The 10,628-nt window shown below is 66.2% G+C and carries 10 protein-coding genes; all 10 read left to right on the plus strand.

The window, feature by feature from the left end:
• Positions 1–200: 200 nt before the first annotated feature.
• The 10 genes from OR16_RS31760 to OR16_RS31805 all read left to right on the plus strand — a co-directional run bounded on the left by OR16_RS31760 (position 201) and on the right by OR16_RS31805 (position 10,534).
• Positions 201–1,073, plus strand: coding sequence for an HlyC/CorC family transporter (locus OR16_RS31760; RefSeq protein ID WP_043421950.1), 873 nt, complete (start codon positions 201–203; stop codon positions 1,071–1,073).
• Positions 1,070–2,665, plus strand: a complete 1,596-nt coding sequence (gene lnt / locus OR16_RS31765) for an apolipoprotein N-acyltransferase (protein ID WP_006162771.1) — start codon at positions 1,070–1,072, stop codon at positions 2,663–2,665. Before OR16_RS31760 ends, lnt begins: the two co-directional genes overlap by 4 nt.
• 395 nt (positions 2,666–3,060) lie before the next feature.
• Complete coding sequence (glyQ, locus tag OR16_RS31770; RefSeq protein ID WP_006162773.1) at positions 3,061–4,011, plus strand: glycine--tRNA ligase subunit alpha; 951 nt, start codon at positions 3,061–3,063, stop codon at positions 4,009–4,011.
• Positions 4,008–4,673 (plus strand): hypothetical protein, encoded by a 666-nt coding sequence (locus tag OR16_RS31775; RefSeq protein WP_006162774.1) that lies wholly within the window; start codon positions 4,008–4,010, stop codon positions 4,671–4,673. The genes glyQ and OR16_RS31775 overlap by 4 nt, the downstream gene beginning before the upstream one ends.
• 36 nt (positions 4,674–4,709) lie before the next feature.
• Positions 4,710–6,842 carry a glycine--tRNA ligase subunit beta gene (glyS, locus tag OR16_RS31780; RefSeq protein ID WP_006162776.1) on the plus strand — a complete coding sequence of 711 codons (2,133 nt, stop codon included), beginning with the start codon at positions 4,710–4,712 and terminating at the stop codon, positions 6,840–6,842.
• Positions 6,843–6,871: 29 nt separating this feature from the next.
• The gene (gene gmhB, locus OR16_RS31785) at positions 6,872–7,450 is read left to right on the plus strand and encodes a D-glycero-beta-D-manno-heptose 1,7-bisphosphate 7-phosphatase (RefSeq protein WP_006162777.1); all 579 of its coding nucleotides are present in this window, start codon (positions 6,872–6,874) and stop codon (positions 7,448–7,450) included.
• Between the two features lie 17 nt (positions 7,451–7,467).
• Entirely contained in the window at positions 7,468–8,220 is a 753-nt protein-coding gene (locus tag OR16_RS31790; RefSeq protein WP_006162779.1) for a lysophospholipid acyltransferase family protein, read from the plus strand.
• Entirely contained in the window at positions 8,217–9,101 is an 885-nt protein-coding gene (locus OR16_RS31795) for a M48 family metallopeptidase (protein ID WP_043421954.1), read from the plus strand. Before OR16_RS31790 ends, OR16_RS31795 begins: the two co-directional genes overlap by 4 nt.
• A 115-nt stretch (positions 9,102–9,216) precedes the next feature.
• Positions 9,217–9,624 carry a lactoylglutathione lyase gene (gloA, locus tag OR16_RS31800; protein WP_006162781.1) on the plus strand — a complete coding sequence of 136 codons (408 nt, stop codon included), beginning with the start codon at positions 9,217–9,219 and terminating at the stop codon, positions 9,622–9,624.
• A gap of 55 nt (positions 9,625–9,679) precedes the next feature.
• The gene (locus OR16_RS31805; RefSeq protein WP_050983167.1) at positions 9,680–10,534 is read left to right on the plus strand and encodes a DMT family transporter; all 855 of its coding nucleotides are present in this window, start codon (positions 9,680–9,682) and stop codon (positions 10,532–10,534) included.
• Positions 10,535–10,628: the final 94 nt, after the last annotated feature.

The following is a 10,628-nucleotide window of genomic DNA, read 5'->3' on the forward strand; positions in this document are numbered from 1 at the left end:
ACAAGTATCCTGACATGGAGGGCAAGACAAAAAAGTAGGTCGCCTCCCCGCAGGGGAGGTGAAACTGCAGTTGAAGTTGCAGTTGAAGCTGAAGTTGCAGTTTCAAACACCACCAACCCTCCCCCGTCACCCCCCTGTCACAGCCCCCAAACCCTTTTAGTGTATCCTTCAACCGATATCCACCCCGCGCTCGTCGCGCCATGAACGACCCTTATCCCAGTTCGAAGTCAGCCGACCGTCCCCGATCCCTGCTCGAACGGCTCTCGGATTTCATCTCTCCGGAGCCCGACTCCCGTGCCGAATTGCTCGAGGTGCTCCAGGATGCGCATGCGCGCAACCTGATCGACGCCGACTCGCTTTCCATGATCGAAGGCGTGTTCCAGGTATCCGAGCTCACCGCGCGCGACATCATGGTCCCCCGCGGCCAGATGGACACCGTCAATATCGCGGACGCGCCGGAGAGCTTCATTCCCTTCATGCGGCAGACAGCGCACTCGCGCTTTCCGGTCTATGAGGGCAGCCGCGACAACATCATCGGCATCCTGCTCGCCAAGGACCTCTTGCGGTATTACACCGACGAGGAGTTCGACCTGCGCGAAACCTTGCGCCCGGCGGTGTTCATTCCGGAATCCAAGCGCCTCAATATCCTGTTGCGCGACTTCCGCATCAACCGCAACCACATCGCCATGGTGGTGGACGAGTACGGCGGCGTTGCCGGGCTGGTCACCATTGAAGACGTGCTGGAGCAGATCGTGGGCGACATCGAGGATGAGTTCGACCTCGACGAGGACCATGACAACATCGTGCAGTTGCCCGATGGCGGCTGGCGCGTGCATGGGCTGACCGAAATCGAGCAATTCAACGAAACCTTCGGCACGCAATTCTCGGATCACGACGTCGATACCGTGGGCGGCTTGCTGAGCAACCACTTGGGCCACGTGCCGCATCGCGGCGAAGTGGTGGTACTGCCGCCGATGCGCTTCGAAGTCCTGCGTGCCGACGCCCGCCAGGCGCACCTGCTGCTGGTACGCCACGAGGCCCCGCTCACCCCGCCCGACGTGGACGGCGCATGAAGCGCCTTGTCCAGGCATGGTCCGGCGCCGCCAGCGCCGGACGCGACGACGCGCGCGGCGTGAGCCTGCCCCGCCTTCTGCTGGCCGCCGTGCTGGGCGTAGCCCATACCCAGGCCTACGCGCCGCACACCTGGTGGTGGCTGCAACTGCTGTCGCTGGCGGGGCTGGTGGCACTGGCCGCCGATGCGCCGCGCGCCCGTGGCGCGGCCGCTACCGGCTACGCCTTCGGCCTCGGCTGGTTCCTCTCCGGCATCTGGTGGCTCTATATCAGCATGCACGTCTACGGCGAGATGCCAGCGTGGATGGCGATGCTTGCCGTGCTGCTGTTCGGCGCCTTCCTCTCGCTCTATCCGGCGCTGGCCTGCGCGGCCTGGCACTGGCTGACTGCCCGCCGGGCGCGCACCACCGCGCTGACGCTGCTTGCGCCGCTCGCCTTTGGCGCGGCCTGGGGGCTGTCGGAGTGGTTGCGCGGCGTGGTCTTCACCGGTTTTCCGTGGCTGTCGAGCGGCTACGCCCATACCGATGGCCCGCTCGCCGGCTTCGCGCCGCTGGTGGGCGTGTATGGCATTGGCGCGCTGGCTGCGACCGTGGCCGCGTTGCTGGTGGCCGCCGTGCGCGGCTTTGGCCGCGGCGGCGCGAACCCGCGCGGCATCCGCGCCGGCGCCATCGCCCTGGCCGCTGCCGTGGCGCTGCCGCTGGCCGGCGCCGCGCTGGTGCCGATCGCCTGGACCACGCCTGCCGGCAAACCCATTTCGGTGCGGCTGCTGCAAGGCAATGTGGCGCAGGACATCAAGTTCGAGCCTGCCGGTGTGCAGCGCTCGCTAGAGTTGTACCGCGACCTGATCACGGCCGCCCCGGCCGATCTGGTGGTGACGCCCGAGACAGCGTTCCCAGTGATCCTGCAGGACCTGCCGGTGGATATCGCCATCGCGGTACGCGACTTCACCGTGGCCAGCGGCACCACCGTGCTGTTCGGCGCCGCCGGCGCGGATTCGCCGGTCGATTTCACCAACAGTGTCTTCGGCCTGGGCCCGCTGACCGAACGGTTGTACCGCTACAACAAACACCATCTGGTACCGTTCGGCGAGTTCATTCCCTTCGGCTTCCACTGGTTCGTAGACATGATGAAGATGCCGCTGGGGGACTTCCGCCGCGGCGGACTGGACCAGGCGCCTCTGCCGGTGCGCGGCATCATGGTGGCGCCCAATATCTGCTACGAGGATTTGTTCGGCGAGGAAATCGCCGAAACGCTGCGCAGCCAGAAGGTGCCGGCCAACATCCTGGCCAACGTGACCAACCTGGCTTGGTTCGGCGACACCATCGCACTGGACCAGCACCTGCAGATCTCGCGCATGCGCGCGCTGGAAACGCGCCGGCCGATGCTGCGCTCGACCAATACCGGCATGACGGCCGTGGTGACGCCGGATGGCGTGGTGGCGGGACAACTGCCGACCTTCACCGTCGGCACGCTCACCGTCAATGTGCAGGGCACGCAGGGTTTCACCCCCTACGTGCACTGGGGCAATATGCCGGCGCTGGCGGCATGCCTGCTGGTGCTGGCACTAGCGGCCTGGCGCCGCCGGCAAGGCTGACGGCGGCGGATCGGCCGGCCTGCGCCAGCCTCGTCGTCAGGCGGACCGACATGACCGGTGTCCCCGTAACTGGATTGTTTCAAACGTTGCGGCTGTTATGCACAGCTCTGCCTAATACTGTATACAAAAACACTAACGGCCAGTATCCAGCAAGGCTTTAGCACCCTTCGGTGTTTACCCGATTCGTTGCAAAACGCCGACACCACTTGCCAGCCCCGCGGGCGGGATTGGACGCCCTGACCTATGCAAGGGCCGTGCCGATGGCTGGCGGCGCCAAAAAAACCGATAGAATTCAGGGTTTGGCACGATCTTCGTGAGGCGCCGCGGCAACTTTGCCGCCACGCCGTCCGCCCTTGCTTGCTGGCCTGCGTGCAGGCCCTTACTAGTCTTCGCCTATGCTGACCTTCCAACAAATGATCCTCACCCTGCAGGCCTACTGGGACCGGCAGGGTTGTGCACTCTTGCAACCTATCGATCTGGAGGTCGGCGCCGGCACCTCGCACGTGCATACCTTCCTGCGCGCGATCGGCCCGGAACCGTGGCGGGCCGCCTATGTTCAGCCGTCGCGCCGCCCCAAGGACGGGCGCTACGGTGAGAACCCCAACCGCCTGCAGCACTACTACCAGTACCAGGTAGTGCTCAAGCCAGCACCCGAGAACATCCTGGAGCTGTACCTCGGCTCGCTGGAAGCGCTCGGCCTGGACCTCAAGCAGAACGACATCCGCTTTGTCGAGGACGACTGGGAGAACCCCACGCTCGGCGCCTGGGGCCTGGGCTGGGAAGTCTGGCTCAACGGCATGGAAGTCACCCAGTTCACGTACTTCCAGCAGGTTGGCGGCATCGATTGCAAACCCATCACCGGCGAGATCACCTACGGCATCGAGCGTCTGGCGATGTACCTGCAGAAGGTCGATAACATCTATGACCTGGTGTGGACCGAGTGGGAAGAGAACGGCAAGACGCGCCGGCTAACCTACGGCGACGTCTATCACCAGAACGAAGTGGAGCAATCCACCTACAACTTCGAGCAAAGCAACACCGAGATCCTGTTCCGCCACTTCGCCGAGCATGAGTCCGAAGCCAAGCGCCTGATGGGCGCCGTCGAAGCCACGCAGCAGGACGCGCCAGCTGAAGTCGCCAAGCGCCTGGCGCTGCCGGCCTACGAGCAACTGCTCAAGGCCGCCCACACCTTCAACCTGCTGGACGCGCGCGGCGCGATCTCGGTCACCGAGCGCGCGGCCTACATCGGCCGCATCCGCAACCTGTCGCGGCTGGTGGCCCAGGCCTACTACGACTCGCGCGAGTCGCTCGGCTTCCCGATGTGCGAGCGCGAGGCTGCCGCATGACCCGCACGGCGCGCAGCGCGCTATGCCGCGGCGCTGCCATGGCGCTGATGGCCTTGGGGGCACTTGGTGCCGCCCAGGCCACCGTGCCCATGCCGAGCCCGCAGGTGCTGTACCTGCCGGCCGACCTGTCCAATGTGTGCGAGGCCAATCCGCAGGCCCTGCAGCAGGCGATCGACCGGCACTGGCATGGCGCCTTCGGTCCGAACAACTCGCTGGACCAGTGGACCCAACTGGTGCGCACGTTCTCGTGCGATCTGTCCGGGTCCAAGGACCTGGGCTGGCACCGCGTGCCGCTGCGCGCCTATGAAAGCGCCATCCGTTATCCGCTCTCGTGGGTCGAGACCGAGACGGTCAACGGGCGCGTACGCCGGCAGATCAAGACGTACTACTCGGCCGCGCAACTGCCGCCCAAGATCGATTTCTGGGTGAGCGGGCGCATCGACGAGATCCGCTACGACAAGCGGCTGCGCCGCCTTGATGCCCGCTTCTTCGCGCCCCGTCCCGCCCCTGGCGGCCGTGGCGGCAGCGCAAGCAACGGCGGCAATGGCACCAATGGCACCAGCGCAGATACGCAGTGCGTAGCAACCACGCTGCAATTCCGCCAGCAAAACGGCCTGTGGCTGTTGTCCGGCGTAGAACCTACTATTGCACCGCGCTGCTAAAGCGCAGCGGGTGCCACAACTTGTTGGAAACGATTCATGTCGCAACTCCTGACCGATTCGAACGATACGCTGCTGATCGAACTGTTCACCGAAGAGCTCCCGCCCAAGGCGCTGGCACGCCTGGGCGACGCCTTCGCGCAGGGCCTCTTCGCCGGCCTGTCCGAGCGTGGCCTGGTAGGTGACGGCGCCACCGTGACCGCGTTCGCCACGCCGCGCCGGCTGGCCGCACAGGTCACCAAAGTGCGCCGCAACGCGCCCGACCGAGAGCAGCGCGAAAAAGTGCTGCCGCTGACCGTGGCGCTGGACGCCAGCGGCCAGCCCACCGCTCCACTGTCCAAGAAGCTGGCCGCCCTCGCCAAGTCGGTAGGCGTCGAGGCGATCGACTGGCAAACCCTGGAGCGCGCCTCCGACGGCAAGGCCGACGCCTTCTTCTACCGCTACACCGCGCGCGGCGCCGAACTGGGCGCCGGGCTGCAGGCTGCGCTGGACGACACCATCGCCAAGCTGCCCATCCCCAAGCTGATGAGCTACCAGCGCCCGGACGGCAGCACGGTGCATTTCGTGCGCCCCGCGCATGCCTTGATTGCACTGCTGGGCACCGAGGTGGTGCCGGTCAGCGTGCTGGGCCTGCAGGCCGGCCGCACCACGCGCGGCCATCGCTTCCTCTCCAGCGGCGAGATCGAGATCGCGCACGCCGGCGAATACGCAGCCGTGCTGGCGTCGCAAGGCCGCGTGCTGGCCAGCTACGCGGATCGCCGCGAACGCATCCGCACCATGCTGCTGGAACAGGCGGGCGCCGACCAGGTCGTGATGCCCGAGGCGCTGCTCGATGAAGTCAACTCGCTGGTGGAATGGCCGGTGGTCTATCCTTGCCACTTCGAGGAGGTCTTCCTCGAAGTGCCGCAGGAATGCCTGATCCTGACCATGCAGACCAACCAGAAATACTTCGCGCTGACCGATGCCGCCGGCCACCTGCGCAACCGCTTCCTGGTGGTCTCCAACCTGGCCACCGATACGCCGGAGTCCATCATCAGCGGCAACGAGCGCGTGGTGCGCCCGCGTCTGGCGGACGCCAAGTTCTTCTTCGACCAGGACCGCAAGAAGACCCTGGCCTCGCGCGTGCCGCAACTGGCCAACGTGGTCTATCACAACAAGATCGGCACGCAACTCGACCGCGTGCAGCGCCTGCAGCAGATCGCCGGCCACGTCGCCGATGCGCTAGCCGCGGCCGGCATTGCCGTGGAGAAGGCGGCCGCCATGCGTGGCGCCGAGCTCGCCAAGGCCGACCTGCTGACCGACATGGTCGGCGAGTTCCCGGAACTGCAAGGCACCATGGGCACGTACTACGCGCGCCACGACGACGAAGCCGAATCCGTGGCGCTGGCCTGCTCCGAGCACTATCGCCCGCGCTTTGCCGGCGACGCCCTGCCGGGCGGCCCGGTGAGCCTGGCCGTGGCGCTGGCCGACAAGCTGGAAACGCTGGTCGGCATCTGGGGCATCGGCCTGTCGCCCACCGGCGAGAAGGACCCGTTCGCGCTGCGCCGCCACGCGCTCGGCATCCTGCGCATGCTGGTCGAGACCCCGCTGCCGCTGTCGATCGACGCGCTGCTCGAACTCACCCAGCAGGCTTTCGCCGGCATTGCCGCGGTCAAGCCCGCGCAAGCCGCGATTGCCGATTTCCTGTACGACCGCCTGCGCGGCTACCTGAAGGACAAGGGCTACACCACCAATGAGGTGGAAGCCGTGGTGAGCCTGCGCCCGCAGCGCCTGGACGACATCCTGGCCCGCCTGGAAGCCGTGCGCACCTTTGCCGCCCTGCCCCAGGCCGAAGCGCTGGCCGCGGCCAACAAGCGCATCACCAACATCCTGCGCAAGAACACGGACCCCGTAGGCACGGTGCAGCCGGCCCTGCTGCAGGAAGCCGCCGAAAGCGCGCTGTACAAGGCGGTGGAAAGCGTGCGTCCGCAGGTGGATGCCGCCTTCGCCAATGGCGACTTCGCCACCGCGCTGCGCGACCTGGCGCAACTGCGCGAGGCGGTCGACCAGTTCTTCAACGACGTCATGGTGATGGCCGAAGACCCACAGCTGCGCGCCAACCGGCTCGCGCTGCTGGCCTCGCTGCACGTGCTGGCCAATCGCGTGGCCGACATCTCCAAGCTGGCCGCGTAAGCGGCGCGGCACCATACCGGGAAGCCATCATGCCGCAGACACCACCCAAGCTTGTCGTGCTCGATCGCGACGGGGTCGTCAACCTCGACAGCGACCAGTTCATCAAGACGCCGGATGAATGGATCCCCATCGATGGCAGCCTGGAAGCGATCGCCGCGCTCAACCAGGCCGGCTATCGCGTGGTGATCGTCAGCAACCAGTCCGGCATTGGCCGCGGCCTGTTCGAGATGAGCGCGCTCAACGCCATGCACGAGAAGATGCACAAGGCGCTGGCCAACCTCGGCGGGCGCGTCGACGCGGTCTTCTTCTGCCCGCATACGGCGGCGGACTGCTGCGATTGCCGCAAGCCCAAGCCCGGCATGCTCGCGCAGCTGGCCGAGCGCTTTGGCGTCGAACTCAAGGGCGTGCCGCTGGTGGGCGACTCCCTGCGCGACCTCGAAGCCGGGCTGGCGGTGGGCTGCGCCCCACACCTGGTGCTGACCGGCAAAGGCCCCAAGACCGAGAAAAAGGGCGGCCTGCCGCCCGGCACGCTGATCCACGACGACCTGCGTGCCTTTGCACGCTGGCTGCTCACCGGCGATGGCGCCCCGCGCCAGGCCGGCTCCTGAACCCAACTCCCGCACCGATGATTTTTCTCCGCTCCTTGCTGTTCGCGTTGTTCCTCCTGGTAGTGACGCCGCCCTATGCCTGCGCGTGCTTCATCGTCTTTCCGTTCATGAATGCCGACCGCCGCTACCTCTTCGTGCGCGGCTGGCCGCGGCTGGTGACCGGCGCGGCCGCGCTGATCTGCGGCATCCGCTACCGCTATGAAGGCCAAGAGCATTTCGCTGGCATGCTCGACAAGCCGGTGGTGGTGCTGTCCAAGCACCAGTCGGCATGGGAGACCGTGGCCTACCTGGCCACCATGCCCAAGCCGATGTGCTTCGTGTTCAAGCGCGAACTGCTGATGGTGCCCTTCTTCGGCTGGGCGCTGGGCATGCTCAAGATGGTGCACATCAACCGCAAGGAAGGCACCCGCGCCTTCGCCTCGGCCGTGCGCCAGGGCCGCGAGCGCCTGGCCGAAGGCGCCTGGATCATCATGTTCCCGGAGGGCACGCGCACGCCGTCGGGCCTGGAGAAAACACGCTACAAGAGCGGCGGCGCCCGCCTTGCCGTGGAGACCGGCGCATGGGTGATCCCGATGGCGGTCAACTCGGGCCGCCTGTGGCCGCGCAACTCGTTCCTCAAGTACCCGGGCCTGATCACGGTCTCCGTCGGCGCGCCGATCTCGTCGGCCAACAAGACGGCCGACCAGGTCAATCAAGAGGTCGAGGCGTGGATCGAACAAGATATGCGTAGAATCGACGCCGAGAGCTACCGGAGCAAAACGCCCGCATGAAATTGCTGCGCCCGACCCCTGACTCCCCCGGTTCCCAGATGGAGCTGCCACTGTCCGACGCCCTCACGGGCGAGGACAGGGTGCCAGGCATGGTGCCAGGCGGGTTGGCGCCGGCGCAGCCCAATTCGCCAACGGCACAGCCCTGGCCCCAGCCGCAGCCCAATGCGCGGCGGCTGCTGGTGGGTGAGCGCGCCGTGCACTACACGCTCAAGCGCTCGTCGCGCCGTACCATCGGCTTCACCGTGGACGACCGCGGCCTGTCCATCACGGCGCCGCGCTGGGTCACGCTGGCCGACATCGAGTCGGCCATTCTGGAAAAGCAGCGCTGGATCTTCAACAAGCTGGGCGAATGGCAGCACCGCGAAGCCCGTCGCGTGCTGCCCACCGTGCAATGGCGCGAAGGCGCCAGCCTGCCCTTCCTGGGCAAGCCCATCACGCTGCAGCTGGAGTCTCCCGCCGGCATGCTGCTGTTCGATGCCGAGACCCGCGTTCTCCATCTTGCGCTGCCCGGGCATGCCGACGAGCAGCAGATCAAGGATCGCGTGCAAGGCTGGCTGCAGCACCAGGCACGGCGCCTGCTGGCGCAGCGGCTCGAAATCTACGCGGAAAAGCTCGGCGTGCGGCATAGCGCGTTTGCGCTGACCTCCGCCGCGACACGCTGGGGCAGTTGCACCGCCGACGGCAAGATCCGCCTGAACTGGCGCTTGATGCATTTTCCGCTGTCGATGATCGACTACGTCGCCGCCCATGAGCTGGCGCATCTCAAGGAGATGAACCATAGCCCCAGGTTCTGGGATACGGTGGCATCGATCTTTCCGGAGTTCCGGGATGCCCGCGCGCAATTGCGGGCCCACCCGCCCGAGTTGCTGCCCACGTTCTAAGCTGGGCCTTGATTTGAAACGGGAAAATGGCATGCCTGTGCCAAGGCAAACCCGTTGCTTCCAACCCGTTTAGAATATCCGGCCTATCCCAAAACAAAATCAGGCCTCTCCCAAAATGCGACTCCTGCACACCATGCTCCGCGTCGGCGACCTGCAACGCTCGATCGACTTCTACACCCGCATCCTCGGCATGCAACTGCTGCGCGAGAGCGACAACACCGAGTACAAGTACCGCCTCGCCTTCGTCGGCTACGGCCCGGAATCCGAAACCGCGGTGCTGGAGCTGACCTATAACTACGGCGTGGAAAAATACGAGATGGGCACCGCCTACGGCCATATCGCGCTGGAGACCGACAACGCGGCGGCCACCTGCGAGCGTATCCGCGCTGCCGGCGGCAACGTCGTGCGCGAAGCCGGCCCGGTCAAGGGCGGCACCACGGTGATCGCTTTCGTCGAAGACCCGGACGGCTACAAGATCGAGCTGATCGAGCGCAACTCGACCCGCGACGCCAGCCGTCCTTGAGGTGAGCACGCCCCTGGCAAGCCGGCGCCCGCTCGATGGCACGGCCGTCACGCTGATGGTGGTGCTGTGCCTGGCCTGGGGACTGCAGCAAGTGGTCATCAAGGCGACGGCGCCGCTGATGGGCGCGGTGCTGCAGGCCGGCGTGCGCTCTGCCGTGGCAGCGTTGCTGGTGTTCGGCTTTGCCGCCTGGCGCCGCACGCCGCTGTGGCAACCCGACGGCACGCTGGGTGCCGGGCTGCTGGCTGGACTCCTGTTCGGCGCCGAGTTCTTCTGCATCTTCGTCGGGCTCGGCCACACCACCGCCTCGCGCATGGCGGTGTTCCTCTACACCGCGCCCATCTTTACCGCGCTCGGCCTGCATCTGAGCGTGGCCGGCGAACGCCTCCGGCGCGGGCAATGGCTGGGCGTCGGGCTGGCCTTCTGCGGCATGGCGCTGGCCTTTGCCGATGGCATCGCGGCACCACCCGCGCATGGCGGCAGCACGCTGGTGGGCGATGCGCTGGGGATCCTCGCCGGATTCCTGTGGGCTGCCACCACGGTGGTGGTGCGCGCCAGCAAGCTGGCCTCGGCCGCGCCCAGCAAGACACTGCTCTACCAACTGGCGGTTTCGGCGGTCATGTTGCTGGCCATGGCGCTGGCCGCGGGCCAGCATCTCCATGCGCGCGTTGACGGCCTGGTCATTGCCAGCCTGTTCTACCAGTCGGTGCTGATCGCGTTTGCCAGCTACCTGACCTGGTTCTGGCTGCTGCAGCAGTACCTGGCTTCGCGCTTGTCGGTGTTTTCGTTTTTGACGCCATTGTTCGGGGTGGCATTTGGCGTGGTGCTGATGCATGACGCCGTAGGCATGCGGTTTGCGATTGCCGCGGTGCTGGTGTTGGGGGGGATTGTGTTGGTGAATCGGCGGGAGTAAAGGGGGGCTGGGGTCGGGGCTGCAACTGCAACTTCAGCCGCAAAATCAGCTTCAGATTCAAGGGCTTAACTGCAACTTCAACGGCAGTTTCACC

The organism is Cupriavidus basilensis OR16 (assembly GCF_000243095.1).
GTDB classification, from domain to species: domain Bacteria; phylum Pseudomonadota; class Gammaproteobacteria; order Burkholderiales; family Burkholderiaceae; genus Cupriavidus; species Cupriavidus basilensis_D.

Bases quoted from the DNA above. Each gene is read 5' to 3' on its own strand.
- OR16_RS31760 (WP_043421950.1), top strand. From the start codon at position 201: ATGAACGACCCTTATCCCAGTTCGAAGTCAGCCGACCGTCCCCGATCC.
- lnt (WP_006162771.1), top strand. From the start codon at position 1,070: ATGAAGCGCCTTGTCCAGGCATGGTCCGGCGCCGCCAGCGCCGGACGC.
- glyQ (WP_006162773.1), top strand. From the start codon at position 3,061: ATGCTGACCTTCCAACAAATGATCCTCACCCTGCAGGCCTACTGGGAC.
- OR16_RS31775 (WP_006162774.1), top strand. From the start codon at position 4,008: ATGACCCGCACGGCGCGCAGCGCGCTATGCCGCGGCGCTGCCATGGCG.
- glyS (WP_006162776.1), top strand. From the start codon at position 4,710: ATGTCGCAACTCCTGACCGATTCGAACGATACGCTGCTGATCGAACTG.
- gmhB (WP_006162777.1), top strand. From the start codon at position 6,872: ATGCCGCAGACACCACCCAAGCTTGTCGTGCTCGATCGCGACGGGGTC.
- OR16_RS31790 (WP_006162779.1), top strand. From the start codon at position 7,468: ATGATTTTTCTCCGCTCCTTGCTGTTCGCGTTGTTCCTCCTGGTAGTG.
- OR16_RS31795 (WP_043421954.1), top strand. From the start codon at position 8,217: ATGAAATTGCTGCGCCCGACCCCTGACTCCCCCGGTTCCCAGATGGAG.
- gloA (WP_006162781.1), top strand. From the start codon at position 9,217: ATGCGACTCCTGCACACCATGCTCCGCGTCGGCGACCTGCAACGCTCG.
- OR16_RS31805 (WP_050983167.1), top strand. From the start codon at position 9,680: ATGGTGGTGCTGTGCCTGGCCTGGGGACTGCAGCAAGTGGTCATCAAG.